This window comes from Stenotrophomonas maltophilia group sp. RNC7 (genome assembly GCF_030910085.1).
Taxonomy (GTDB): domain Bacteria; phylum Pseudomonadota; class Gammaproteobacteria; order Xanthomonadales; family Xanthomonadaceae; genus Stenotrophomonas; species Stenotrophomonas sepilia.
On record NZ_JAVFVN010000497.1, the window covers coordinates 39,464 to 64,553 of the forward strand.

Annotated in this window: 23 protein-coding genes; 7 read left to right on the plus strand and 16 right to left on the minus strand. The window is 67.0% G+C overall.

The features are described 5' to 3' along the window. Positions 1-149: 149 nt before the first annotated feature. Together RCF13_RS09405 and RCF13_RS09410 are read left to right on the plus strand one after the other, a co-directional pair. Complete coding sequence (locus RCF13_RS09405; protein WP_134968703.1) at positions 150-926, plus strand: HipA family kinase; 777 nt, start codon at positions 150-152, stop codon at positions 924-926. Further along, positions 904-1,311, plus strand: coding sequence for a DUF3037 domain-containing protein (locus tag RCF13_RS09410; RefSeq protein WP_061480045.1), 408 nt, complete (start codon positions 904-906; stop codon positions 1,309-1,311). The genes RCF13_RS09405 and RCF13_RS09410 overlap by 23 nt, the downstream gene beginning before the upstream one ends. A 294-nt stretch (positions 1,312-1,605) precedes the next feature. Here the strand turns inward: RCF13_RS09410 and RCF13_RS09415 are convergent, their stop codons facing one another. The 10 genes from RCF13_RS09415 to ligA form a co-directional block, all read right to left on the minus strand. Beyond that, positions 1,606-1,890, minus strand: coding sequence for a hypothetical protein (locus RCF13_RS09415; protein WP_134968702.1), 285 nt, complete (start codon positions 1,888-1,890; stop codon positions 1,606-1,608). A gap of 47 nt (positions 1,891-1,937) precedes the next feature. Continuing rightward, on the minus strand, positions 1,938-2,363 hold the full coding sequence (locus RCF13_RS09420; protein WP_231352195.1) for a hypothetical protein: 426 nt from the start codon (positions 2,361-2,363) through the stop codon (positions 1,938-1,940). 81 nt (positions 2,364-2,444) lie between these two features. Continuing rightward, positions 2,445-2,738, minus strand: a complete 294-nt coding sequence (locus tag RCF13_RS09425) for a hypothetical protein (protein ID WP_231352196.1) — start codon at positions 2,736-2,738, stop codon at positions 2,445-2,447. A 125-nt stretch (positions 2,739-2,863) separates the two neighbouring features. Next, on the minus strand, positions 2,864-5,392 hold the full coding sequence (locus tag RCF13_RS09430; protein WP_134968701.1) for a membrane-bound PQQ-dependent dehydrogenase, glucose/quinate/shikimate family: 2,529 nt from the start codon (positions 5,390-5,392) through the stop codon (positions 2,864-2,866). A gap of 131 nt (positions 5,393-5,523) precedes the next feature. Beyond that, a complete protein-coding gene (gene gyrA / locus RCF13_RS09435) occupies positions 5,524-8,238 on the minus strand; it encodes a DNA gyrase subunit A (RefSeq protein ID WP_308141094.1) in 2,715 nt (904 codons plus the stop codon). Positions 8,239-8,499: 261 nt separating this feature from the next. Continuing rightward, the gene (gene mtnA, locus RCF13_RS09440) at positions 8,500-9,564 is read right to left on the minus strand and encodes an S-methyl-5-thioribose-1-phosphate isomerase (protein ID WP_061480041.1); all 1,065 of its coding nucleotides are present in this window, start codon (positions 9,562-9,564) and stop codon (positions 8,500-8,502) included. 47 nt (positions 9,565-9,611) lie between these two features. Beyond that, the gene (locus RCF13_RS09445) at positions 9,612-10,340 is read right to left on the minus strand and encodes a DUF3011 domain-containing protein (RefSeq protein WP_134968200.1); all 729 of its coding nucleotides are present in this window, start codon (positions 10,338-10,340) and stop codon (positions 9,612-9,614) included. A gap of 138 nt (positions 10,341-10,478) precedes the next feature. After that, positions 10,479-11,435 carry an EF-P lysine aminoacylase EpmA gene (gene epmA / locus RCF13_RS09450; RefSeq protein ID WP_134968199.1) on the minus strand — a complete coding sequence of 319 codons (957 nt, stop codon included), beginning with the start codon at positions 11,433-11,435 and terminating at the stop codon, positions 10,479-10,481. Then, on the minus strand, positions 11,432-11,917 hold the full coding sequence (locus RCF13_RS09455) for a GNAT family N-acetyltransferase (RefSeq protein WP_061480038.1): 486 nt from the start codon (positions 11,915-11,917) through the stop codon (positions 11,432-11,434). Before RCF13_RS09455 ends, epmA begins: the two co-directional genes overlap by 4 nt. A gap of 49 nt (positions 11,918-11,966) precedes the next feature. Then, positions 11,967-14,432, minus strand: coding sequence for an NAD-dependent DNA ligase LigA (gene ligA / locus RCF13_RS09460; protein ID WP_134968198.1), 2,466 nt, complete (start codon positions 14,430-14,432; stop codon positions 11,967-11,969). A 259-nt stretch (positions 14,433-14,691) separates the two neighbouring features. On the opposite strand from ligA, the gene RCF13_RS09465 reads away from it, so the two are divergent. Beyond that, positions 14,692-15,816 carry a pyridoxal phosphate-dependent aminotransferase gene (locus RCF13_RS09465; RefSeq protein WP_134968197.1) on the plus strand — a complete coding sequence of 375 codons (1,125 nt, stop codon included), beginning with the start codon at positions 14,692-14,694 and terminating at the stop codon, positions 15,814-15,816. A gap of 93 nt (positions 15,817-15,909) precedes the next feature. Here the strand turns inward: RCF13_RS09465 and zipA are convergent, their stop codons facing one another. The 6 genes from zipA to RCF13_RS09495 form a co-directional block, all read right to left on the minus strand. Beyond that, positions 15,910-16,650, minus strand: coding sequence for a cell division protein ZipA (gene zipA / locus RCF13_RS09470; RefSeq protein ID WP_061480035.1), 741 nt, complete (start codon positions 16,648-16,650; stop codon positions 15,910-15,912). A 46-nt stretch (positions 16,651-16,696) separates the two neighbouring features. Further along, positions 16,697-20,200 carry a chromosome segregation protein SMC gene (gene smc / locus RCF13_RS09475; protein ID WP_134968196.1) on the minus strand — a complete coding sequence of 1,168 codons (3,504 nt, stop codon included), beginning with the start codon at positions 20,198-20,200 and terminating at the stop codon, positions 16,697-16,699. 259 nt (positions 20,201-20,459) lie between these two features. Further along, positions 20,460-20,909 carry a 50S ribosomal protein L9 gene (gene rplI, locus RCF13_RS09480; protein ID WP_021202733.1) on the minus strand — a complete coding sequence of 150 codons (450 nt, stop codon included), beginning with the start codon at positions 20,907-20,909 and terminating at the stop codon, positions 20,460-20,462. A 104-nt stretch (positions 20,910-21,013) separates the two neighbouring features. Then, positions 21,014-21,244, minus strand: coding sequence for a 30S ribosomal protein S18 (gene rpsR, locus RCF13_RS09485; protein WP_002804494.1), 231 nt, complete (start codon positions 21,242-21,244; stop codon positions 21,014-21,016). Between the two features lie 11 nt (positions 21,245-21,255). Next, the gene (gene rpsF / locus RCF13_RS09490; RefSeq protein ID WP_005417400.1) at positions 21,256-21,693 is read right to left on the minus strand and encodes a 30S ribosomal protein S6; all 438 of its coding nucleotides are present in this window, start codon (positions 21,691-21,693) and stop codon (positions 21,256-21,258) included. A 216-nt stretch (positions 21,694-21,909) separates the two neighbouring features. Beyond that, positions 21,910-22,248, minus strand: coding sequence for an iron-sulfur cluster assembly accessory protein (locus tag RCF13_RS09495; RefSeq protein ID WP_134968195.1), 339 nt, complete (start codon positions 22,246-22,248; stop codon positions 21,910-21,912). Positions 22,249-22,376: 128 nt separating this feature from the next. Here RCF13_RS09495 and asnS point away from each other — a divergent pair, with 128 nt between their 5' ends. The 4 genes from asnS to RCF13_RS09515 are packed head-to-tail and all read left to right on the plus strand — an operon-like array spanning position 22,377 to position 25,067. Continuing rightward, positions 22,377-23,771 carry an asparagine--tRNA ligase gene (asnS, locus tag RCF13_RS09500; RefSeq protein ID WP_134968194.1) on the plus strand — a complete coding sequence of 465 codons (1,395 nt, stop codon included), beginning with the start codon at positions 22,377-22,379 and terminating at the stop codon, positions 23,769-23,771. Between the two features lie 30 nt (positions 23,772-23,801). After that, entirely contained in the window at positions 23,802-24,101 is a 300-nt protein-coding gene (locus RCF13_RS09505) for a hypothetical protein (RefSeq protein WP_005417403.1), read from the plus strand. 5 nt (positions 24,102-24,106) lie between these two features. Next, on the plus strand, positions 24,107-24,421 hold the full coding sequence (locus RCF13_RS09510; RefSeq protein WP_134968193.1) for a hypothetical protein: 315 nt from the start codon (positions 24,107-24,109) through the stop codon (positions 24,419-24,421). Between the two features lie 7 nt (positions 24,422-24,428). Next, on the plus strand, positions 24,429-25,067 hold the full coding sequence (locus RCF13_RS09515; protein WP_134968192.1) for an FMN-binding negative transcriptional regulator: 639 nt from the start codon (positions 24,429-24,431) through the stop codon (positions 25,065-25,067). Positions 25,068-25,090 lie beyond the last annotated feature (23 nt).

Here is a 25,090-nt window from a genome sequence, read left to right on the forward strand (position 1 = left end):
AGCCTCGGCATCGAGAGTGCCAGTGCGCCCATGAACCCAAGGGTTCCTGGAGCAAGATGCTGCCATCGCAGGCGGAAGGGACAGGTGAAGGCCGAACTCGGTCCTCGGCGATCAGGGGGGGGGCACCTGCACCACGCTAGAATGCGCCCATGCGCACCGTACATGCCCTCCGCTACATCACCCCGCTACGGGAAGGCGGCTCCCTGCCCGCCGTGGTCGAGACCGACGACGACGGCATGGCGGTACTGAAATTCCGTGGCGCCGGCCAAGGCCCGAAGGCGTTGATCGCCGAGCTGATTGCCGGTGAGATGGCACGCACGCTGGGCCTGCCGATTCCGGAAATCCTGTTCGTCGAGCTGGATCGCGAGTTCGCCCGCACCGAGCCCGACCCGGAGATCCAGGAGCTGATCCGCGCCAGCGAGGGCCTGAATCTGGGCCTGGACTACCTGCCCGGTGCGATCAATTACGATCCGGCGGCGATGCCGGTCGATGCAGACCTGGCCTCGCGCATCGTCTGGTTCGATGCGTTCACCAGCAATGTCGATCGCACCACCCGCAACCCCAACCTGATGGTATGGCACCGCAAGCTGTACCTGATCGACCACGGTGCGGCGATGTACTTCCACCACGACTGGGCCAACGCCGGCGATGCCTGCGAAAAGCCGTTCGTGCTGATCCGCGACCACGTGCTGCTGTCGTTCGCCAGCCGCATTGCCGAGGTGGACGCAGAACTGGCTGCGTGCCTGACCGATGCCGAAATCGAGCGCATCGTTGGCCTGGTGCCGGACAGCTGGCTGGTGGACGAACCGGCGTTCGACAGCCCACAGGCCTATCGCCAGGGCTATATCAACTATCTCAAGCACCGCTTGAAAGTGCGTGCAGTGTTCGTGCAGGAGGCCGTCCGTGCCCACGCTGCACACGTATGACTATGCGGTCATCCGCGTGGTACCGCGGGTGGAACGCGAGGAGTTCATCAACGTCGGAGTGATCGTCTCCTGCCCCGGCGCGCGCCATCTGGAAGCGGCCATCGAGATCGATCCGGCACGCCTGCACGCGTTCGCTCCAGCGCTTGATCAGGATGCGTTGCAACCGTGGCTGGATGCGATCGTGGCCATCTGCCGTGGCGACGCCAGCGCCGGACCCATCGCACAGCTGCCCGCGCGCGCCCGCTTTCATTTCCTCACCGCCAAGCGCAGCTCGGTTGTGCAGATGTCGAGCACGCATGTCGGCCGCACTGCGGACCCGGCGGGTGTGGTGGAACACTTGATGACGAAGATGGTGCGGGTACCGGCACCAACCGAGCAACATTGATTGGGTAGAGTCGACCGCTGGTCGACTGCCGTTCGCGGGAAGCAGGCGCACCGTCTTCGTGGCCGTACCGGTGCTCCCTACCCTCGCCCTGCACCACGAAACCAAGCCATACCAGCCCTTGTGGTTCTGCGCCGTGGTGGCCTGCTGCAGCAATGCAGGTGAGACCAGCGCTCCGCTTTGCAGGCCTGGGCGAGCTTCATCTTGTCCGGCGTTTCAGCGCCCACGATCTGGCACCGCTTCACCTGCTGCAGATTGGCCAGGTCCATGACGGTCGTCACCCCAGCTGCATCCACGCTAGGGACGCTGCCGCAACACCTCGACCGTGACGGTGAACGCCTCGATGCGATGCCATTCGCTCCGCTCATGCGGCAGCGATTCCACGCCCATGCCGATCTGGTACCGCACCGCTTCCTCGGGCGCGGCGAAATCACGCGATTCGTGCTGCGCTGTGGTCAGCACATAGGCAATCTGCCGATGGTCGGTAATGCCGTTGTCGATGCAGGTACGCACGATCATCTCGACCGACTGGTCCCGGGTCAGGCCGAAGCACACCCCACCTTTTCCATAGCCTTCGCTCATCCTTCAGCTCTCCAGTTCCGGAACGCATCCGTTCGTCGGGGAAAGACCTACTTCAGCAGGTCCGATTCGGTAGGGGCCTCGCCCCTGCAGGTGTCATAGCGGCGCTGCAGCAGCGTGCGTGGCCCGGTTCCGCGCAGCTGGATGACCTTGTCCTCGCGCGCGCACGGGCTGACCTTCGCGCGCAGCACAAACCGCCCATTGTCGATATGGTCGATGTCGCGCCCGCCGATGGCCGCTTCCAATGCCTTGGCACGCACATAGCGGTTGAACTTGGCGTCGAACAGGTAGAACGCATGCACCGGAACGTTGTAGACACCGTTGTTGTCCTGCCACACCTGCAGGTCCGGCACGCCATCGCCATTGAAATCCGAAACGGTCAGCAGCACGGCCGCCGCACCCTGGGCATCGGCGCCAGCGCGGGTCAGGCGCGGCTGCACGTCCGTGACCGCCACGTTGCGCCCGCCACGGGTCACGCCCATGCTCCGGGCAACGATTGTCGCGCTGGTGCAGCCATTGCCGCTGCAGATCGCGCAGCACCTGCTGATCACTGGCGGTCAGCGTGGAGCCGCCGCACTGTAGGCGGCGTTGAACGCATCGTCGTGCACTTTGAATTCAGCGTCGACACAACGACGACGGGCCTCCAGTGCGGTGCCCGTAGCCGCCATGCAGGGCGCATGGGCGGGGCTCAGATAGCGCGCATCGCCTGCGATCAGTTCGGCACCGCTGGGCACCTTGCGTGCGGCAGGCTGGGGCGACGCCTGCGCGCTTGCCCACAGGCAGGGGCCAAGCAGAAGCAGTCCTGCCAGCAACCGGGTGGCACGCCCCGGCAGGCGTTCGGAGTTCAGCATGCGTTTCCTTCCCTGGGGGCGTTGGCCGGCCCCGTCCTGTTCCGATGATGGATGCTGCCCGGTCGCCAGCGCAACTTCAGCGACATCGGTCACGGCCCCGTCGCCCATATTCAGGCCGGCAACCGCTATTTCGGCAGCGCGAACGCCATCACGTAATCGCCGTTCGGGGTTTCCATGAAATGGTGGCCGCCGGCCATGATCACTACGTACTGGCGTCCGCCCTGCGCGTACACCATCGGCGTGGCCTGACCACCCGCGGGCAGCGCCGCATGCCACAGCTCCTTGCCGGTCTTCAGGTCGATGGCACGCAGCAGGTCATCGGTGGCGGCCGCGATGAAGATCAGTCCGCTGGCAGTCACCACCGAACCGCCGTTGTTCGGCGTGCCGATCTCGATCGGCAGGCCGGAACGGATGCCGAACGGCCCATTGCCGCGCGCACTGCCAAACGGACGATCCCACAACAGCTTGCCGGTGCGCAGGTCGATGGCGCGGATGCCGCCGTAGGGAGGCTGCTTGCACAGCAGACCCGTGAAAGGCAGCCGCCAGCCAGCGTTGACCTGGATACCATACGGCGTTCCCACCTGCGGATCGCCGGCGCCCTCGCCACCGCCCCTGTCGGCACGGATCTTCTCGCGCGGCAGCCAGCCCAGGCGGTCGGCTTCGGCACGTGGCACCAGCCGGTTGTAGTTGGGCATATCGTTGTAGTTGGCCACGATCACGCCGCGGCGCGTGTCGATGGACACACTGCCCCAATCCGAACCGCCGTTGTAGCCGGGGTATTCGATGGAATGGCGATCACTGCTCGGCGGCGTGTAGAAGCCTTCGTAATAGGCCTTGCGGAACTGGATGCGGCAGATCAGCTGGTCGATCGGTGTGATGCCCCACATGTCGCGCTCGGTCAGGTCATGCTGGCGGCGCAGTGTGTGGTACAGCGAGAACAGCTGCGTGGGTGAGCGCTGTTCCGGTTCGACACCGCCGACCGGCACCCTGCGCTCTTCGGCAGCGGTCAGCAGCTGGCCGTTGCGGCGATCGAGGATGTAGAGATCACCCTGCTTGGTCGGCAGCAGGATCGCCGGCACCTTGCCTGCCGCCGTCGGGTAGTCGATCAGGCTGGCCTGCGAACCGAGGTCGTAGTCCCACACATCCTTGCGCACGGCCTGGAAATGCCAGGCCGGCTTGCCAGTGGCCACATCGATCGCCACCAGCGACGTCGCATAGCGGTTCTGGTTTTCCGTACGCGAGCCACTCCAGTAGTCGCCCGCAGAATTGCCCAGCGGCAGATAGACCAGCCCCAGCGCCTCATCACCGGTCGCGGTGGTCCACATGTTCGGCGTGCCGCGCGTGTAGGTCTGCCCATGCGGCGGCAGGCCGCTGCGCTCGGGCTGGTCCATGTCCCACGCCCAGCGCAGCTTGCCGGTGATCGCGTCGTAGGCTTGGATCACGCCCGATGGCGCGTCGCGGTGCTGACCATCCAGCACCTGGTGGCCGGTGACGATCACGCCGCGCACGATGGCCGGGGGCGAGGTGATCGACACGTAGCCGGATGGCACCTCACCCATACCCAGGGTGATGTCGACCTGGCCGTTGTTGCCGAAATTCGCACAGGGACGACCGCTATCTGCATCCACTGCAATGATGCGCCCGTCCAGCGTGCCTTCGATGATGCGCGCCCAGCACGCCGGACGACTGCCCGGTGCAGCGCTGCGGCTCACGCTGGGTGGCGGTTCGGGCAACGCCAGATCAGCCGCGGCATCGGCCAGGGTGGCATCGGCCAGGATCGGCGTTGCCGGTTGCTCGTAGTAGCTCACACCACGGCAGGCGGCGGTGTACGGGATCGAGGCGTCCTTCACCTTCGGATCGAAGCGCCACACTTCCTTGCCACTGGCGGCGTCGAGCGCGATCAGGCGGTTACGGGCAGTGCACAGGTACAGGCGGTCGCCGATCTTCAGCGGCGTGGTTTCCGCACCCCAGCGCTTCTTCGGCATATCGCCGGTGCGGAACTGCCAGGCCAGCTGCAACGTGGCCACGTTGGCCGGGGTGATCTGCTGCAGCGGCGAATAACGGGTGGCAGCATTGCTGCGCCCCCACGCCGGCCAGTCTCCCTCGGCAGGCTGGTCAGCCGGCTGCAGGCCCGTGGTATCCCGCGTGGGTTCCAGTCCGGCGCCGGCCGCGCCTTCCGGGAACGGCTGGTGCCCGTCCACTTCACCATGCGGTGCGAACGCCAACCCGAAGGCAGCGACGAACACCAGCATCAGGACGCCCGCCACGCTGCGCGACAGGCGCTTTGAAACCGGTTCGCGAAGGGTCGGCGCGAGCAGCGCCAGCACGATGCCGAGCGCGGTCACCAGGCCCAGCCGCGGCACCCAGCGCCAGTAGTCGCTGCCCGATTCCCACCAGGTCCACAGCAACGTGCCGACGAACACCAGCGCATACAGCAGCGCGCCGCTGCGGCGATTGCCGAACAACAACAGGCCACTGGCCAGAAGGCCGGCCCCGGCGATGGCGTAGTACCCCGACCCGCCCAGGCTGAGCAGCCACGCGCCGAGCCCGCCGATGACCAGGCCGAGCACGACCAGCAGCAGCGACAGCACGGTAACGAGAGGATGCCGGGAGGCGCGGACGGGAGCAGGAGCGGACTGCGGCGTGGCGGACATCGTCGATCTCCGGAGGCAGCATGCGCCGTTATCCCACCGCCTGCGTGAAGCGCGCGCGTATGCGTGGCATCCGGATACGACGACGCCGGCACAGGGCCGGCGTCGTCGGGTACCCCAGGCTCGCGGCAGGATCACTCCTGTGCGGCGTCCTCGCTGCTGGCCGCAGCCGGGGCGCTGTCGGTCGTGGCCGGGGCGGCGACTGCCACCTCGTCCTCGTCCTCGTCGATCGAGGCATCCATGCGCTCCACCGCCTGCAGCTTCTCGTCCTTGGACAGGCGGATCAGGGTCACGCCCTGGGTGTTGCGGTCGACGCGGCTGATTTCCGAGCCACGCGTACGCACCAGCGTACCGCCGTCGGAGATCAGCAGGACTTCGTCGCGGGAGCCCATCAGCACTGCGGCGACCAGCTTGCCGTTGCGCTCGGTGGTCTGGATGCCGATCACGCCCTGCGTGCCACGGCCCTTGCGCGGATAGTCCGGCAGCGGGGTGCGCTTGCCATAGCCGTTCTCGGTGGCGGTCAGGATGTACTGCACGCTGCTGTCATCGGCACCGTCAATCACCGCATCGCCCGTGGCGGCGGCCTCCTCGACACCGTTGTCGTCCTCGTTCTCGTCCTCGATGCCACCGGCACTTTCGGCCACGATCAGGCTGACCACTTCCTCGCCGGCCGGCATCCTGATGCCACGCACGCCGGTGGCGGTACGGCCCATCGAGCGGACTTTGTCCTCGCCGAAGCGCACGGTCTTGCCGTTGGAGGCGAACAGCAGGATGTCGCGCTGGCCATCGGTCAGGCCGACGCCGACCAGGGCATCGCCCTCATCGAGGTTGATCGCGATCTTGCCGCGGGCAAGGCGGAAGGCGAACTCGCCCAGCGGGGTCTTCTTGACCGTACCGTTCTTCGTGGCGAAGAACACGAACTGGCCATCGGCGTACTCGCGCACCGGCAGCACGGCCTGCACGCGTTCGCCGGGTTCCAGCGGAATCCAGTTGATGATCGGACGGCCGCGGGCGTTGGAGCCCGCTTCCGGCAGCTGGTAGACCGGCAACCAGAACACCTTGCCCGAACTGGTGAACGTCAGCAGCGTATCGTGCGTGTTGACCAGCCAAAGCTGTTCGATGAAATCCTCTTCCTTGGTCGCCGCCGCACTGCGACCACGGCCGCCGCGGCGCTGCGCGCGGTACACGCTGACCGGCTGGCGCTTCACGTAGCCGGCGTGGGACACGGTGACCACCACGTCTTCCGGTGCGATCAGGTCGAGGATGTCCAGGTCTTCTTCGCTGTGGCGGATTTCGGTGCGACGTTCGTCACCGAACTCGGCCTTGACGTTGACCAGCTCCTCGCGGATCACCTGCAGCAGGCGGTCGGGATCTTCCAGGATGTGGATCAGCCCGGCGATCACTTCCAGCAGCTGCTTGTACTCGTCAGTCAGGCGGTCCTGCTCCAGCCCGGTCAGGCGGTGCAGGCGCATTTCCAGGATCTGGGTGGCCTGGATCTCGGTCAGCTGGTAGCCGCCCTCGACCAGGCCCACGCCCTTGGGCAGGTCTTCCGGGCGCGAGGCTTCGGCACCGGCGGCACCCAGCATCGCACCGACCAGGCCCGGCTCCCACACGCGCGCCAGCATGCGCTCGCGTGCTTCGTTCGGGTTCGGCGAGGTCTTGATCAGTTCGATCATCTCGTCGATGTTGGCCAGCGCGACGGTCAGGCCTTCCAGCACATGGGCACGGGCGCGCGCCTTGCGCAGCTCGAACACGGTGCGGCGGGTGACCACTTCGCGACGGTGGCGGACGAACGCCTCCAGCATCTGCTTCAGATTCATCAACTGCGGGCGGCCGTCGACCAGCGCCACCATGTTGATGCCGAACACCGATTCCATCTGCGTCTGCTGGTACAGGTTGTTCAGCACAACCTCGGCAGATTCGCCGCGCTTGATCTCGATGTAGATGCGCATGCCGTCCTTGTCGGACTCATCGCGCAGCTCGCTGATGCCTTCGATCTTCTTTTCCTTGACCAGCTCGGCGATCTTCTCGATCAGACGCGCCTTGTTCACCTGGTAAGGAATTTCAGTGACGATGATCGACTCGCGGCCATTGTCGGCCACTTCGATATCGGCCTTGGCACGGATGCGCACGCGGCCACGGCCGGTGCGGTAGCCGGCGACGATGCCGGCGGTGCCGTTGATGATGCCGGCGGTCGGGAAATCCGGGCCCGGGATGTACTCCATCAGGCCGTCGACGTCGATCTCCGGGTTGTCGATCAGCGCAATGCAGGCGTTGATCGATTCGCTCAGGTTGTGCGGCGGGATGTTGGTCGCCATGCCCACCGCGATACCGGCCGAGCCGTTGACCAGCAGGTTCGGGAACCGGGTCGGCATGACCGTCGGCTCCAGTTCCTTTTCGTCGTAGTTGGGCTGGAAATCGACGGTTTCCTTGTCGATATCGGCCATCAGCTCATGCGCCAGGCGCGACATGCGCGCCTCGGTGTATCGCATCGCCGCGGCGGAGTCGCCGTCGATTGAACCAAAGTTACCCTGGCCGTCGACCAGCATGTAGCGCAGCGAGAACGGCTGTGCCAGGCGCACCAGCGTGTCGTACACCGACTGATCGCCATGCGGGTGGTACTTACCGATGACGTCACCGACGATACGCGCCGACTTGAAGTAGGGCTTGTTGCTGTGCGCGTTGAGTTCGTTCATCGCGTACAGCACGCGGCGATGCACCGGCTTGAGGCCGTCGCGCGCATCCGGCAGCGCGCGGCCCACGATCACGCTCATGGCGTAATCGAGGTAGCTCTTGCGCATCTCGTCTTCCAGGTTGACCTGGATGATTTCCTTGGCGGTTTCTGCCATTCGGGTTCCGTTGTCTGGTAGCGGTCCAGTCCGGCGCAGCCCTCTGCGGGAGGGGGTCGCGCCGGAACCTCGATTCAACCTGTGGATACTACCACAACGGGCTGTTTTCCGCCTGCCTTTACGGGGATTTTACCGGCACAAATCAGGAACTTAGGGCCCCATACCGCCCCTGTAGAGCCGAGCCCATGCTCGGCTGCGGCGGATTCGCTGGCTCAGCCGAGCATGGGCTCGGCTCTACAGACGTCCGCGGTCCTGCCCGCCTCAGCCGCCGAAGGCGGCGCGCATGTTCTCGGCGGTCGGGTTCAGGATCACCCCGCGCTCGGTCACGATGGCGTCGATCAGCTCGCCCGGGGTGACGTCGAACACCGGGTTCCAGGCGGCAATGCCCTCGGCCACGGTGCGGGTACCGCCCACGCCGTAGAGTTCGCCCGGATCACGCTGCTCGATCTCGATCTGACTGCCGTCCACGGTCTCCATGTCCACGGTCGAGGACGGCGCCACCACCATGAACTTCACGCCATGGTGGCGCGCGGCAATGGCCAGTTGATAGGTGCCGATCTTGTTGGCGGTATCACCATTGGCGCAGATGCGGTCTGCGCCCACGATCACCCACTGCACGGCACCGGTCTTCATCAGGTGCGAGGCCGCCGAGTCGGCGATCAGGGTGGCATCGATACCGTCCTGCTGCAGCTCCCACACGGTCAGGCGCGCGCCCTGCAGCCACGGCCGGGTCTCGCCGGCGAACACGCGGGCAATGCGGTGCTGGGCCATGCCGGCGCGAATGACGCCCAGCGCGGTACCGAAGCCGGCGGTGGCCAGCGAGCCGGTATTGCAGTGGGTCAGCACACCGCTGCCGGCCTCGATCAAGCCAGCGCCCAGTGCGCCCATGTGGCGGTTGGCGGCCAGGTCTTCCTCGGCGATGGCCTGCGCTTCGGCCTCCAGCAGTGCCTTCCAGTCGGCGCCGGCGGCGTGCAGGCAACGGCGCATGCGCGCCAGCGCCCAGGCCAGATTGACCGCAGTGGGGCGCGATGCGTTCAGGCGCTGCAGTGCCGGTTCCAGCTGCTGCAGGGCGTGCGCACCGTCGGCGGCCTGCACCTCGCGCGCGGCCAGCACCACGCCCCAGGCGGCGGCGATGCCGATCGCCGGCGCGCCGCGCACGGTCAACGCATGGATGGCGCTGGCAACCTCGTCGCTGTCGTGGCAGACCACATGCTCGACCACGAACGGCAGCTTGCGCTGGTCCAGCAGTTGCAGGGCATCGCCGGTCCACAGGATCGGGCGGATGTGGTCATAACGGGCGTAGTCGATGTCGGGGGCAGTGTTCATGGGCCCATTGTAGGGCCACGCCCGGCAGCGTTGGAGCCCGCCCGGGCTCAATTCACCGAGAATTCGGCGCGGCAGCCGCCGTCCACCCAGATGCCGTTGCGGCTCCAGCCCCAGGTACTGCCTTCCTCGCAGGGCGTGCTGGACAGCTGCTCGGAAACGACCGCGCCAACGGAGATGCTGGCGCCGCAGAAACGCCGCTTCTTCGACTTCGATTCGCAGGTCAGGCGACGCGGCATGTCGACGAAGCGGCCGTCCTCGTCGGCCACCTCGAAATCGCCTTGGCAACCACGGCTGGTCCAGATCTCATTGCGCTTGTAGCCCCAGCCCTGCCCCTCGCGGCATGGCAGCACCGACAGCTGGCGCAGCAGGCGCACGGGGGCGCCATCCAGGCGCACCGGGCAGCTCTGCGGACGGCCATTGGATTCGCAGCGCACCACGCGGCGCACCAGGCGCTTGCCTTCCGTTGCCGCAGGTGCCGCACCCTGCGCACGGCGCGCACGGAATTCGGCGCGGCAGCCAAGGGTGACCCACACGCCGCTGCGGTCGGTACCCCACTCGCTGCCGCGGATGCAGCTGTTGCTGGACAGCTGGCGCACCAGATCGACGCCGTTGGACACATCGATATCGCAGTGCACCCAGCCCATGTCGCGGGACTCGCAGGTCACCACTTCATCGTCGTAGCCCACCTGCTGGGCCGACGCCGGCGACGGCAGCCAGGCACCCCAGAGCGCAATGGAGTACATCGGTGCAGCGACAACCGCAAACCACTTGACCAAAGCCTTCCCCAGCAGGAATGGATGAACTGCATGCCAGTGTCCGGCATTGGCCGTGATAAAAGCATCATCCCGCTTGCCGACGCAAGCGCGCAGAACCCGCGTTTCGTTCAGCCTGGGATGTTCAGCAACGCGTGATGGTCACGCGTGGGCGAAGTCGTAGGCCAACACATCTGCAATGCGGGGTGTGCGGTTCATCGCCATCAGCAGGCGGTCGATCCCCAGCGCAACGCCGGCACAGGCCGGCAACGCCGGCAACGCCGCCAGCAGCGCCTCATCCAGTGGCGGCTGCACCTGCCCACGTTCGTGGCGGCGCTGCTGGTCGCGCTGGAAGCGGGCGCGCTGCTCGTCGGCGTCGTTCAGTTCGTGATAGCCGTTGGCCAGCTCCACTGCACCCAGGTACAGTTCGAAACGCTCGGCCAGCGGCGGCGTGCCGGCGCGGATGCGTGCCAGCGCGGCCTGGCTGGCTGGCCAGTCATGCACCACGGTCATGACCGCGTCATCGAAATGCGGCTGGATACGATGGGTCATCAGCAGGTCGAGCCAGTCATCACGGGTCAATCCGACCGGGTCAATGTGCACCTCGCCCAACGCGGCACGCAGCGTGGACTCATCCGCCTCGAACGGATCCACGCCAAGGTGCTGCTGGAACAGCTCGCGGTAACTCAGCACGCGCAGGGTCGCACGGCGTCCCACCAGGGCCAGCGCCTGTCCGATCAGCTCGGCGGTTTCCTGTACCAGCCGATGGTGGTCCCAACCGACCCGATACCATTCCAGCATGGTGAATTCCGGGTTGTGGCGACCACCGGCCTCGCCATTGCGGAACACCCGGCCCAGTTCGTAACAGTCGCCCACGCCGGCAGCGAGCAGGCGCTTGAGCGGATACTCCGGCGAGGTGCGCAGCCAGCGGCGGCGTCCGCCGGCATCGACATGCCCGGTGAAGTCGGTATGGAAGCTGTCGATGTTCGGCTCGGTGTTGCCCGCGACCGACAGGATCGGCGTCTCCACCTCGAGCACATCGCGCTCTGCAAAGAAGCGGCGCACCAGCGCGTTGAGCGCAGCGCGCTGCTGCAGCGCGCGCAGCAGGGCCTCGCTCACAGGATGCCCTCCGGGCGCGGATGGTCGAGCGGCAGGGTCAGCAGATCGCGCGTATCGTCGATGTAGCCGCTGGCCAGGTACAGGCGTCGGGCCAGTTCGTTGTGGTGGTTCACTTCCAGGCGAAGGCGGCTGACGCCACGACCACGAGCGCGCTGTTCGCAGATGGCCAGCGCCTGCTTGCCGCGGCCACGACCGCGCGCGCGATGGCTCAGGTACAGCTCGTCCAGCAGCATGAAGTGGCCGCCCTGCTCCAGGCTGAAGCCCATCGCGATCACCGCGTAGCCGACCACCTCGCCCGCCTCGTCCAGCCACAACAGCACTTCGCCATTGCGCGGATCGGCCAGCAGCGCGTCCACGCCGCGACGCACGCGCCCGTCATCGAAGTCGATCCTGTCTTCGGCGTAGAACTCGCGCATCAGCGCGATCAACAGCTCCTCGTCGGCACGGGTGGCCAGGCGGAAATCCAGCGGGGCGGTCTGCATCGGTGTTCCTTTGTGTTTCATGCCGGGCGCCATGCACCCGGCGGGGTCATCATTCGTGTTCGGCCAGATAAGCCAGCAGGCGGTCTTCGTCCCATACCGGCACGCCCAGCGATTGCGCCTTGTCCAACTTGGAGCCGGCCTCGGTACCGGCGACCACGAAGCTGGTCTTCTTCGAGACGCTGCCGGAGACCTTTGCACCGAGGGCCTCCAGGCGCTCCTTGGCGGCATCGCGGGTGAGCTGGGCCAGGGTGCCGGTCAGCACCACGGTCTGCCCATCCAGCGGGCCGGCCACGATCTCGGCCAGCGCCGGCGCCTTGGCCAGGATCTGCTGCATCGCCTTCTCGGCCGCCAGCAGCATCGCGCCATGACCATCGGCATCGAGCCACGCAGCCAGGCCACGCGCGGTGTCGTCCGGTAGGCCGGCGTTGACGAACTGGCCATGTTCGGCGTCGAGCACGGCCTGCGCGCCAGGCAGCGCAGCCACCAGCTTCTCGGCGCGCAGGCGGGTGATGCCGGGAATCTCTGATTCGACCAACAGCTGCGCCAGGTCCAGCCCCTCGCGCAGCCTGGCGCTGGGCGCGTGCACATCGCTGATGCGGACCTGGCCGACCTGCAGCAGGTCATCGATGGCCTGCTGGTTGCCCTGCTGTTCGAAGAAGTGGCCGAGCGAGCGTGCCACTTCGCCACCGATGTCCGGCACGCGCTTGAACAACGGCCACGGCAGGTGGCGGATCAGTTCCAGATCACCGAACCACTGCGCCAGCGCCTTGGCCGTGCTCTCGCCCACGTGCTCGATGCCCAGCGCGAACAGCAGCCGTTCCAGCGTGGCGGCACGACTGGCGTCGATGGCCGCGATCAGGTTGTCGGCCCACTTGGTCGCGATCTTCTTCGTGTTCCATTCGAAGCGGGCCGGCTGCGCCAGCGCCTGCGCGCGCCAGCCCGGATCGTTGCCGTCCAGCCTGAGCACTGCATTGAGCACCGCGCCACTGCCTTCGGCCGGCAGGTGCAGCTTCAGTGCGGCGGCCAGCGCCGAGGGATCTTCAGCGTCCAGCACCAGCTTCAGGTGCAGCAGCTGGTCACGAGTGAGCCGGTACAGGTCGGCCACGCTCTTGACGATGCCAGCGTCGACCAGGGTTTCAATGTATTTGTCGCCCAGGCCGTCGATGTCCATCGCGCGGCGAGAGGCGAAATGGGCGATGGCTTCCTTGCGCTGCGCCGGGCAGGACAGCTCGCCCGAGCAGCGCCATGCGGCCGCCCCTTCCTCGCGCACGATCTCCGAGCCGCACACCGGGCAGCGCGTCGGCATCTGCCAGGGCGTGGTGCCCTGCGGGCGGCGATCGAGGATGACGCTGACCACTTCCGGGATCACGTCGCCGGCGCGGCGCACGATCACGCTGTCGCCGACGCGCACGTCGAGGCGTGCGATCTGGTCGGCGTTGTGCAGCGTGGCGTTGGACACGATCACGCCGGCCACGGCCACCGGTGCCAGGCGCGCGACCGGTGTGGCCGCACCGGTGCGGCCGATCTGGATCTCGATCGCCTCCACGGTAGTGCTCTGTTCCTGTGCAGGGAACTTGTGCGCGATGGCCCAGCGTGGCGCGCGCGAGACGAAGCCCATCGCCTGCTGGCCGGCACGGTCATCCAGCTTGTAGACCACGCCATCGATATCGAACGGCAGGCTGTCGCGGCGCTCGCCGATATCGCGGTAGTAGCCGAGCAGGCCGTCGGTGCCTTCCACCACCTTGCACAGCGCGCTGACCGGGAAACCCCAGGCGCCGAGCTGCGCCAGCGTGCCCGAATGGGTATCGGGCAGCTCGCCGCCCTGCACTTCACCGGTACCGTAGGCGAAGAAGCTCAACCTGCGCTGCGCACTGATCTTCGGGTCGAGCTGGCGCAGCGATCCAGCCGCCGCGTTGCGCGGGTTGGCCAGCACCTTGCCGCCGTGCAGGCGCGCACGTTCGTTGTAGGCCTCGAAATCGGCACGCGCCATGTAGACCTCGCCGCGCACCTCCAGCACGTCCGGCCAGTCCTTGCCGTGCAGCCGCTTGGGAACATCGCCGATCTCGCGCAGGTTGGCGGTCACGTCCTCGCCGGTGCTGCCATCGCCGCGGGTCGCGCCGAGCACGAAATGACCATCCTCGTAGCGCAGGCTGATCGCCAGGCCGTCCATCTTCGGCTCGGCCGAGAACTGCAGGCTGCGGCGGCCCAGGCGTTCGTCAATGCGGCGTACGAAATCCGCCACTTCCTCATCGCTGAAGGCGTTGGACAGCGACAACATCGGCACCGCATGGCGGACTTCGGGGAAACGGCCGGAGGGACGCGCGCCGACCTGCTGGGTCGGGCTGTCGGCCCGGGCCAGTTCCGGATGTTCGCGCTCCAGTGCTTCCAGCTCGCGCACCATCCGGTCGTAGTCGATGTCGGGGATCTCCGGGGCATCCAGCTCATGGTAGGCGCGGTTGGCCTGGGCGATCTGCCGGCGGAGATCTTCGGCGCGTTCGGCGGGGCTGGAGCTCATCGGAATCCGGTGGTTCTGGGATGGCCGGGGATTCTACCGCGCCGGACCGTCAGGCCCTGTAATGCCCCCCCTTCGCAGCGCCGAGCCATGCTCGACGGGCGCTCCCTGCCCTGGTGGCCAACCTTCTCCCCGCCCCGGCAGATGCCAACCTTGGTTGGCACGGCTGCAGCCGAGCATGGCTCGGCACTACAAAAAGCGGGCTTGCCGCCCACCGCAACCAGCGCTAGCGTGCGACGGTCTGCCCTTCGGAACCGTGCCCGTGACCCTGCCTGCTTCCCGTCGACGCTTCCTGCAACTGGCCGGTGCTGGCCTCGCCGTCGCTGGCAGCGGGCTGCCGCAGCTTGGCCATACCCAACCCGCGACGGCCGCCGCTCCTGCCCCCGCCGAAGGTGCGGTGCTGCTGAATTTCAACGAATGCCCCTACGGCCCCTCGCCCGCAGCCCAGCAGGCGGCACGCGACAGCATCGCCGGTTGCGGCCGCTACCGCTTCGCCCTGGCCGGACAGGTGCGCGATGCCTTCATCGAACAGGCACGCATTCCGGCTGATCACGTGCGCCTCTATCCCGGCTCAAGCGAGCCGTTGAACCGCGCCGCCATGCTGTGGACCAGCCCGCAGGCGGGACTGGTGGTGGCCGACCCGACCTTCGAGACCCTGGGCGAGGTCGCCGCTGCTCGCGGCGCCCATGTGCAGAAAGTGCCGCTGCGCGACGACGGCGCACATGACCTGCGTGCAATGGTCGCCGCCGCGCACGCGCGCCCGACCGGGCTGCTGTATGTGTGCAACCCGAACAACCCGACCGGTTCGATCAGCCCACCGGATGAGCTCGCCTGGCTGCTGGCCCACAAGCCCGCCTCCACCCGCGTGCTGGTCGACGAGGCCTACCTGCAGTACAGCGAGCAGCCCAGCCTGATCGCGCAGGTGACGCAGCGCGATGACCTGATCGTGCTGCGCACGTTCTCCAAGCTGTACGGCATGGCCGGCCTGCGCCTGGGCGTGGCGGCCGCGCATCCCGACCGCCTGCGCGAACTGGCCAGCCTGGGCGACAACCCGCTGCCCGTGCCAGCACTGGCCGCGGCACTGGCCAGCCTGCAGGATCCCCAGTTGATCACGCAGCGGCGCCTGCAGAATTCCAAGGTGCGGCAGGCCACCATCGCGTGGCTGGGCAAGCGTGGCTTCAGCTGCGTGCCGTCGGAAGCGAACTGCTTCGTGGTGGATGTGCAGCGCGACGGTGCCGCTTTTGCCAAGGCGATGGCAGACAACGGCGTGATCATTGGCCGCAGCTGGCCGATCTGGCCACAGCGCGTGCGCGTGACCGTCGGCACCGAAGACGAGATGGCCGCATTCCGCCGTGCGTTCGCCAAGGTGGCCGGCGTACCGGCCTGACCCTGTTGGTGGGGGCGAACCTTGGTTCGCTCCATCCACGCATGGCGTGGATCTACCGGGGTGGGTGCCGACCGCTGGCCGGCACAACAGGCTTTACCAGCGCGGGGTCTTGGTCAGCGGCGGTGCCTGGTGCTGGCGGTCGTAGGCACGCAGCTCGTCGCGAATGTGCGCGATGCGCTGGCGGCCCAAGGCATTGCGGCTGTCGTCCAGCACCACGCCATCGAGCAGCTCGGCCATGCGCTGCACGGTCGGCAGCATCTTCTCCCAGGCATCAAGCGCGGTCAGCGGCGCCGGCAGGGTCAGGAAGAAGGCGATGGCCGGGGTTTCCATGGCACGGATGTTGGCCATGTCGAAGCTGCCCGGCTTCATGATGCTGGCCATCGAGAAGATCGGGCCGCGCTCGGGGTGGCCTTCCACCAGGCGGTGGAACACGTTCATGTGGCCGAATACCAGGCCGGTCTTCTCGGCCGCCACCACGATGTCTTCGCCGCGCAGCTGCTCGCCGGCACGGGCGGCCACGAACAGCGAGACGATCTTGTCGAAATCCTGGGTAGTGCGCTTGCCGAGGTCGTTGGCCGCGCCCGGGTCAGTGTCGGCCAGGCCAAGTTCGGCCTGCTCGCCTTCCCCGCGCATGCCCGGTTCGACGCGGCCCTCAGCCACCACGACGCCGTCCTCGCCCAGGACCGGTTCGCGGCGCTCGCCACTGGCCGGTTCCGTGTTCTCCACGCGACGGCCCTGGGGCTTCTTCTTCGGACGGCCAAACAGGAAGATCGCGGCGATCAACAGCAGGCCGGCGGCCAGGATGCCGATGCGCAACAGTGCCGTGTCGGACATTCGATAGGTTCTCCGGCTAATTCATTCAGGTAACTAGGATGGCACGTCAGGCCGCGCCCGCCAATCGCGCCGCTTCTTCCAGGTCCACGCTGACCAGGCGGCTGACGCCCGGCTCACGCATGGTCACGCCCGACAGCTGGTGCGCGGCCTCCATCGTCGCCTTGTTATGGCTGACGAACAGGAACTGCACCTTCTCGCTCATTTCCTTGACCATGTTGGCCAGGCGGCCGACGTTGGCTTCGTCCAGCGGGGCGTCCACCTCGTCCAGCAGGCAGAACGGGGCGGGATTCAACTGGAAGATGGCGAACACCAGCGCCACTGCGGTCATCGCCTTCTCGCCGCCGGACAGCAGCGAGATGCTGGACACGCGCTTGCCCGGCGGGCGCGCCATGATGGTCACACCCGTGTCGAGCAGGTCTTCTCCGGTCAGTTCCAGGTAGGCGTGGCCACCACCGAACAGGCGCGGATACAGCGCCTGGACGCCGGCGTTGACGCGGTCGAAGGTGTCCTTGAAGCGCCCGCGGGTCTCTCGATCGATCTTGCGGATGGCATCCTCAAGTGTTTCCAGCGCCGTGGTCAGGTCGGCGTGCTGCGAATCCAGGTAGTCCGAACGCTGCGAAGCCTCGCCGTACTCGTGGATGGCGGCCAGGTTGACCGGCTCCAGCCGGCGCATGCGTGCGTCGATCTGGTGCACGGCCTGCTCCCAGTCGCCCAGGCGGGCGTCCTCGGGTAGTGCATTGAGCACGTCCTGCAGCACGAAGCCGGCCTTTTCCACCGCCGCCTGCAGGGTGTCGGCGCTGAGCACCAAGGCCTGCTGGTCGAGCTTTCGCTGCGAAATGCGCTCGCGCTGGGCCAACGCCTGTTCGTCGCGCTGGTGGCGGGTCTGCTCGTAGTTGCGCAGCTCGGCGTCGATGCCGTCAAGCAGCGTGCGTGCCTCGGTCAGCACGCGATCGGCGCGCACGCGCTCTTCCAGCGCGTTCTGGTGTTCGGCCTGCAGCGATTCGACCGGCGAATCCCCTTCGTCCAGCTGCGAATGCAGCTCGCCCAGCCGCGCGTCCAGCTGCCCGCGCTGGGTGCCCATGCGCTCCAGCGCCTGGCTCAACGAGGCCAGCTGCGCACGCTGCGATTCCAGGGTCAGGGCCAGCGAATGCGCGCGCTCGCGTACCGCGCGGGCGGCATCGCGGGCCAGGTCGCGGGCCTCGGTCAACTGCCGACGTTCGCCCTCCAGCCGCTGCCGGGTCGATTCCAGGTCGCCCATGCTGCTGACCGCACTCTCCAGCCGCGAGCGCGCTTCACGCGCCTGCTCGTTGTTGGCTTCCAGCGTTTCCTGCAACTGCTTCAGCTCGCCCTCGATGCGGTCGATGCGGGTGCGTGCCGCTTCCACCTTGCCCTGCTGGCCCTGCAGCTGGCCGGCCAGCTCGGACACCGCGCGGTGGGCCTGGTAGAGCGCGCGCTGCGCATCCTCGCGCTGCTGCTCGGCCGCCTGCAGCTGCTCACGGAAACCGCTCAGCTGTCCTTCCAGCTCGGCCTCGCGGTCCTGCAGCTGCTCGATCTGCTCACGCAGTTCGTTGATTTCACGCTCGCGCAGCAGCGCGCCCTGCTCGGCGGCACCGGAGCGCGACACGCGCAGCCAGCCCTGGCCCAGCCGCTCGCCGCCCTGGGTGATGATCGAATCGCCTTCCGGCAGGCTGGCCTGCAGGGCCTTCGCCTCGGACAGGTCCTTTGCACCATGCAGGTGCGCCAGCAGCCGACGGATCGCTGCCGGGCCGCGCACGCGTGCCGCCAGCGAGGTCGGCGCCACCTTCAGTTCAGCAGCATCGTCGGCGACCAGCGCAATGTGGCCTTCGCCAAGTTCGCCCAGCGCGCCGACCAGGCTGGCCGGGTCATCGACCAGCACGCCTTCGATCAGCTGGCCGAGCGCACTTTCCACCGCGTTTTCCCAGCCGGCATCCACGTCCAGGCGTTCGCCTACGCGCGCCGCCGAATCCAGCCCGCGCGCCTTCAGCCAAGCCACGGCTGCACCCTGCTCCTGGCCCAGCGCGGCCTGCTGCAGGGTTTCCAACGAGGCCAGGCGACCGCGCAGGCCGTTGGCCTGCTTGCGCAGTTCAGCCAGTTCGTTCTGGCCATTGCGCTGCTGTTCCTGCACCGCCGCCACGCCCTGCTTGCGCAGCTCGACGTCTTCACTCAATTCATCCAGCGCGGCCTTCTGCGTGTCGTGCTGCAGGTGCAGCTGCTCGAAGGCTTCTTCCAGCGCGTCCACGTCCAGGCCTGCCCGTTCGGCGGCCAGGGCCTCGCGACGCCGGTCGGCGTCGAGGATCTGCTTGTCCAGGTAGTCCACGCGCGTGCGCTCGACATCGCCGGCGCGCGAGGCTTCCGAACTCTGCGAGGTGTGCTGTTCCCAGCGTTGCTGCCAGCTGGCCAGCCGCTCTTCAGCCTCGCGCAGGCTTTCCTGCTTGATCTCGTTTTCTTCCTGCAGTTCTTCCAGCTGCGGAGTGGCGGCCTCCACCGCCTCGCGCAGCACCCTCAGTCTGGCCTCGTCGCCGCTGATGTGCTGGCCCAGTTCGGCCAGGGCCTGCTGGGTTTCATCGCGCGCCTTGTGCAGGCGCTGCGACAGCTCGCGCTGGTGCTGGATCTGCTGCTCCAGGCGCGCCAGCGTGCTGCCGACCTGGTAGACCGCAGCCTGCGCGGTGTTCAGCGCGTCGGCGGCCTCTTCGCGCCGCGCGCGCGAGGTCTCGATGCGGGCCTCGGCGTCGCGCTGGTCGGCGATCAGCTGCTGCAGCTTGGTCTCTTCCTGCGACAGGCCTTCGCGCAGCTTCGACAGGCGCCCGTCGAGGCCGCGGAATTCCAGCGCCTTCCACTCGGCATCCTTGACCCGGCGCTCTTCCTGCAGGGCCTGGTACTGCTCGGCCTGCTTGGCCTGGCGCTTGAGGTGCTCCAGCTGCTTGCTGATCTCGTCGCGCAGGTCGCCCAGCCGGTCCAGGTTCTCGCGGGTGTGGCGGATGCGGGTCTCGGTCTCCTTGCGGCGCTCCTTGTACTTGGAGATGCCGGCCGCCTCTTCCAGGTAGACGCGCAGGTCTTCCGGGCGCGCCTCGATGATCTGGCTGATCATGCCCTGCTCGATGATCGAGTAGCTGCGCGGGCCCAGGCCGGTGCCGAGGAACAGGTCGGTGATGTCGCGGCGGCGGCACTTGGTGCCGTTGAGGTAGTAGTTGCTGGTACCGTCGCGGCTGACCGTGCGCTTGACCGAGATTTCGTTGAACGCGGCGTACTCGCCGGAGATCGTGTGGTCGGAGTTGTCGAAGATCAGCTCGACCGTGGCCTGCGAGACCGGCTTGCGGGCGTTGGAACCGGAAAAGATCACGTCGGTCAGCGAGTCGCCGCGCAGGCGGCTGGCCGAACTCTCGCCCATGACCCAGCGCACGGCGTCGATGATGTTCGACTTGCCGCAGCCATTGGGGCCCACCACGCCGGTCATGTTGGTCGGCAGGTGCAGGGTGGTCGGATCGACGAACGACTTGAAGCCGGACAGCTTGATCGTGGAAAGACGCATAGGGGTTCCGGACTGGGGCCGGCAAGCGGCCTGCGTTTACCCTCCAAGTCATTGATCCTGTTGGGATCGATGCCCGTGGAACGGGTGTGACGCCCTGAGTATACCGATGTGGCCGTGTTCTACGAATGGGCGTGGAACATTGTCCAGCCCTGCCCCGCCGGCCGGACGTGGCCCGACGCCACGAAACGGAGCCATAAAACAAAACGGGCACCCTTGCGGGCGCCCGTTCTGCGGTGATGCCAGGCCTTGCGGCGTGGGATCAGGCTTCGGCGACGACGACAACCTTGACGGTGGTCTCGACGTCGGCGTGCAGGTGGATCAGCACGTCGTACTCGCCAATGTTGCGGAAGGCGCCTTCGCCCAGGATGACTTCGCTCTTTTCCAGCGGCAGGCCGGCGGCGGTGAAGGCCTCGGCGATGTCGCGCGGGCCAACCGAGCCGTACAGCTTGCCTTCGGTCGAAGCGTTGGCGGCGATGGTCACGCTCGCGCCTTCCAGCTTGGCCTTGCGGCCTTCAGCGTCGGCGTGGATGGCCTGGGCCTTGGCTTCGTATTCGGCGCGCTTGGCTTCGAACTCGGCCTTGTTGCTCTCGGTGGCCGGCACGGCCTTGCCCTGCGGCACGAGGAAGTTGCGGCCGTAGCCCGGCTTCACATCAACCAGGTCGCCCAGGTTGCCGAGGTTGGTGACTTTCTGCAGGAGGATCAGCTGCATGGTATTGCTCCAGATAAGTTATTCGTTAGCGAGGCGATGCCCCGCAACAAAGGCTGTCCGAATAGCTGGCACAGCGGGGGCGGCGTCGGGCCGCCCCGCCTGCATCAGACGTCGTGGTTGTCGGTGTACGGGATCAGGGCCAGGAAGCGAGCGCGCTTGACGGCGGTCGCCAGCTGGCGCTGGTACTTCGACTTGGTACCGGTGACGCGGCTCGGCACGATCTTGCCGTTCTCGGTCAGGTACTGGCGCAGGGTGTTGAGATCCTTGTAGTCGATCTCCTTCACACCTTCAGCAGTGAACTTGCAGAACTTGCGGCGACGGAAGAACTTGGACATGGGAAGGCTCCTTAGGCGGCGGAAGCGGCGTCGTCGCCGGCTTCGTTGTCAGCGGTGGTGTTGGACTCGCCTTCTTCGTCGTCACGACGACGGCGCTCACCGCGCTCCGGCTTGTCACCCTTCTCGTCCTTGCTCTTCATGATCAGCGACTGCTCGGTGTCAGCCTCGTCACGCTTGATGACCAGGTTGCGCAGCACGGCGTCGTTGAAGCGGAAGCTCTCGGTCAGTTCGTTCAGAACGGCCTGGTCGGCTTCGATGTTCATCAGCACGTAGTGGGCCTTCACCAGGTTCTGGATCGGGTACGCCAGCTGGCGGCGGCCCCAGTCTTCCAGACGGTGGATGGTGCCGTTGCCGTTCTCGACCAGCGACTTGTAGCGCTCGATCATGGCCGGGACCTGCTCGCTCTGGTCCGGGTGGACCATGAACACGATTTCGTAATGACGACTCATGTTTTTTCTACCTTTCGGATGTGGCCTCGCGGCCGGACAGCCCCCCGCCGTTGAGACCGCGGTGGGGCAAGGATTCCCGCCAGGAAGGCAGGAAGCCGCGCATTATGGCGCAGATGAGGCGGCCGGGCAACCGATGGGCCACCTGGCACCCTGAACCGGGGGCGAGCGCCCAACCCCGGTTGGGCCCTACCAGAACGATCAGGTCCCGCCGGGCCGTCAGGCCTTGTCGGCGTCGGTGGTGAAGCTCTCGCCGCAGCCACACTCGGCGGTGGCGTTCGGGTTGCTGAACGTGAAGGTCTCGCTCAGGCCGTGCTTGCCGAAGTCGATCACGGTGCCGTCCACCAGCGCCAGGCTCTTGGCGTCGACATAGATCTTCACGCCGTCCTGCTCGAACACGGTATCGCCCTCGCGCTCATCGCGGGCCAGGTCGGTGATGTGGCCCCAGCCGGAGCAGCCGGTCCTGGTCACGCCGAAACGCAGGCCCAGCGCACCGGGGGTCTGGGCGACAAAGCGCTGCACGCGCTCGAAGGCAATGGGGGTCAGGCTGACGGCCATGGGGCTACTCCAGAGGTACGGGGACATTATAAGGAGCCGTTGCCGCGAAAAATGCCTCGCAAGCAGAACGCTGCAACCGGTAAACTCCCGTGTTCACAGATCGAGTCGATCAGCAGAGGATTCAAGTCATGACGGTGGTCAGCGTTGAACATGCGCTTGCCGGGAAGATCCCGGAAGGCGGCGAAGTCACGGTACGCGGATGGGTGCGCACGGTGCGCGGTTCAGCGAATCTGGCCTTCGTGAATGTGAGCGACGGCTCCTGCTTCGCCCCGATCCAGGTGGTGGCCAACGACAGCCTGGGCAACTTCGACGAGATCAAGCGCCTGACCAGCGGCTGCTCGGTCATCGCCACCGGCACCCTGGTGAAGTCGCAGGGCAAGGGCCAGTCGTTCGAGATCCAGGCCAGCGCCCTGGAAGTGGTCGGCTGGGTCGAAGACCCGCTCACCTACCCGATCCAGCCCAAGCCGATGTCGCCGGAGTTCCTGCGCGAAGTGGCGCACCTGCGCCCGCGCACCAACCTGTTCGGCGCAGTCACCCGCATCCGCAACTGCCTGGCCCAGGCCGTGCACCGCTTCTTCCACGAGAACGGCTTCAACTGGATCAGCACCCCGATCATCACCACCTCCGACGCCGAAGGCGCCGGCCAGATGTTCCGCGTGTCCACCCTGGACATGGTGAACCTGCCGCGTGACGAGAAGGGCGCGATCGATTTCAGCCGCGACTTCTTCGGCAAGGAAACGTTCCTGACCGTGTCCGGCCAGCTGAACGTCGAGGCCTACTGCCTGGCGCTGAGCAAGGTCTACACCTTCGGCCCGACCTTCCGCGCCGAGAACAGCCACACCACCCGCCATCTGGCGGAGTTCTGGATGATCGAGCCGGAAATCGCCTTCGCCGACCTGGCCGAAGACGCACGCCTGGCCGAAGAGTTCCTGAAGTACCTGTTCCGCGCCGTGCTGAACGAGCGCAGCGACGACCTGGCCTTCATCGCCGAGCGCGTGGACAAGAACGCGATCACCAAGCTGGAAGACTTCATCAACGCGCCGTTCGAGCGCATCGACTACACCGATGCGGTCAGCCTGCTGCAGAAGTCCGGCAGGAAGTTCGACTTCCCGGTGGAATGGGGCCTGGACCTGCAGACCGAGCACGAGCGCTGGCTGACCGAGGAGCATGTCGGTCGTCCGGTGGTGGTGACCAACTATCCGGAGCACATCAAGGCCTTCTACATGCGCCTGAACGACGATGGCAAGACCGTTGCCGCGATGGACGTGCTGGCCCCGGGCATCGGCGAGATCATCGGTGGCAGCCAGCGTGAGGAGCGCCTGGACGTGCTGGACGCGCGCATGGCCCAGTTCGGCCTGGATCGTGAGCACTACAGCTGGTACCGCGACTTCCGCCGCTATGGCTCGGTGCCGCACGCCGGCTTCGGCCTGGGCTTCGAACGCCTGGTGGTGTACGTCTGCGGGCTGTCCAACATCCGCGATGCGATCCCCTACCCGCGTGCCCCGGGCAGCGCGGACTTCTAAGCCCCATACGACCACGGAGGTACTGCCCCCATGACCCTGTTCTTCGCCCTGTGTTTCGTCGGCGTTGCAGTGGCCGGGTTCAGTGCCTTCGTGATCTTCTGGCCACTGACCCTGGTGCACGTGCGCGACCGCCATCCGGCGCTTGCCGAGCGCTTCGGCAGCGGTGCCTTCCTCAAGCCCGATGCCCTGGCCTGGCTGCTGCGCCGCGACTATCGCCAGCAGCCGGACCGCTCGCTGTCCGGGCTGGCGACGCCGGCCTGGGTATCGCTGCTGACCCTGCTGGCCGGACTGGGCATGGCTGCCCTGCTCTGGCTGGCCTCGCTCTGGTAACCCCCATGAATGACATTTCTGCCTCGCGCGACAGCTGGTGGCTGGCCAGCCTCGGCAACACCCTGATCTGGGCGCGCCTGCGCGTTCGCCCGGCCGGCACCGCTGAGGTGCTCGACAGCGATGGCAACACGCTGAGCTATGACAGCGAAGACACCGCCCGTTCGCAGCTGTTCGACGCCGAATTCGTCGAGTATGACGGCCTGGACGAGGAAGACGCGCTGGTGCGCGGCTTCAGCCTGCACGATGTGCAGCCGCCGCAGGCCGACAACGACGAGGGCCTGCGCGGCCGCATGATCCAGTCGCTGGGCGCGCGCGCCTGATCCAGGCATGTTCACTCCACGCGCCTTCGCCGAGACCGACCTGCTCTGGCTGGACCGCCTGCTGGCGCGCGATCCGTTCGTCACCGTGCTCACCCCCGGCAGCGATGGCCTGCCGGAGCTGACCCGGATGCCGGTGCTGTACCGGCGCGAGGGCGAGCGCATCGAGCTGCGCGGGCACTGGGCCCGCGCCAACCCGCAGTCGCGCCACAGCGGTGCGGCCAAGGTGCTGGTCGACGGACCACACGGCTACGTCTCGGCCAGCTGGTATCCGGACAAGGAGCCTGCCGCACGGGTGCCGACCTGGAACTACGCCGCCGCCGAGCTGCGTGGCCAGCTGCACACCTTCGACGATGCCGGTGCGCTGGCCGAACTGGTCGGCGCGATCAGCGATCACTTCGAAGCCAGTGTCGGCCAGGCCTGGCAGTTCGATGCCACGCGCGCCGAACATGGCCCGGAACTGCGTGCCATCGTCGGCTTCCGTTTCCAGGTCGAACACGTGCAGCTGAAGCTGAAGCTGAGCCAGAACCATCCCGACGCCAACCAGCGCGCCGTGATCGCCGAACTGGAACAGCTGGGCACTCCTTCCTCCACCGAGTTGGCGCAGTGGATGCGCTGGCACCGCGAACAGGCCGCGCGCAGCGGCTGAACACCCCAGATTCCCGCGACGTC

Excerpts from the sequence above, each read along its gene's own strand:
- RCF13_RS09495 (WP_134968195.1), bottom strand. The coding sequence starts at position 22,248 with ATGGCCGTCAGCCTGACCCCCATTGCCTTCGAGCGCGTGCAGCGCTTT.
- RCF13_RS09510 (WP_134968193.1), top strand. The coding sequence starts at position 24,107 with ATGAATGACATTTCTGCCTCGCGCGACAGCTGGTGGCTGGCCAGCCTC.
- RCF13_RS09415 (WP_134968702.1), bottom strand. The coding sequence starts at position 1,890 with ATGAGCGAAGGCTATGGAAAAGGTGGGGTGTGCTTCGGCCTGACCCGG.
- rpsF (WP_005417400.1), bottom strand. The coding sequence starts at position 21,693 with ATGAGTCGTCATTACGAAATCGTGTTCATGGTCCACCCGGACCAGAGC.
- RCF13_RS09430 (WP_134968701.1), bottom strand. The coding sequence starts at position 5,392 with ATGTCCGCCACGCCGCAGTCCGCTCCTGCTCCCGTCCGCGCCTCCCGG.
- ligA (WP_134968198.1), bottom strand. The coding sequence starts at position 14,432 with ATGAGCTCCAGCCCCGCCGAACGCGCCGAAGATCTCCGCCGGCAGATC.
- zipA (WP_061480035.1), bottom strand. The coding sequence starts at position 16,650 with ATGTCCGACACGGCACTGTTGCGCATCGGCATCCTGGCCGCCGGCCTG.
- RCF13_RS09405 (WP_134968703.1), top strand. The coding sequence starts at position 150 with ATGCGCACCGTACATGCCCTCCGCTACATCACCCCGCTACGGGAAGGC.
- RCF13_RS09425 (WP_231352196.1), bottom strand. The coding sequence starts at position 2,738 with ATGCTGAACTCCGAACGCCTGCCGGGGCGTGCCACCCGGTTGCTGGCA.
- asnS (WP_134968194.1), top strand. The coding sequence starts at position 22,377 with ATGACGGTGGTCAGCGTTGAACATGCGCTTGCCGGGAAGATCCCGGAA.
- RCF13_RS09455 (WP_061480038.1), bottom strand. The coding sequence starts at position 11,917 with ATGCAGACCGCCCCGCTGGATTTCCGCCTGGCCACCCGTGCCGACGAG.
- rpsR (WP_002804494.1), bottom strand. The coding sequence starts at position 21,244 with ATGTCCAAGTTCTTCCGTCGCCGCAAGTTCTGCAAGTTCACTGCTGAA.
- RCF13_RS09505 (WP_005417403.1), top strand. The coding sequence starts at position 23,802 with ATGACCCTGTTCTTCGCCCTGTGTTTCGTCGGCGTTGCAGTGGCCGGG.
- rplI (WP_021202733.1), bottom strand. The coding sequence starts at position 20,909 with ATGCAGCTGATCCTCCTGCAGAAAGTCACCAACCTCGGCAACCTGGGC.
- RCF13_RS09515 (WP_134968192.1), top strand. The coding sequence starts at position 24,429 with ATGTTCACTCCACGCGCCTTCGCCGAGACCGACCTGCTCTGGCTGGAC.
- smc (WP_134968196.1), bottom strand. The coding sequence starts at position 20,200 with ATGCGTCTTTCCACGATCAAGCTGTCCGGCTTCAAGTCGTTCGTCGAT.
- gyrA (WP_308141094.1), bottom strand. The coding sequence starts at position 8,238 with ATGGCAGAAACCGCCAAGGAAATCATCCAGGTCAACCTGGAAGACGAG.
- mtnA (WP_061480041.1), bottom strand. The coding sequence starts at position 9,564 with ATGAACACTGCCCCCGACATCGACTACGCCCGTTATGACCACATCCGC.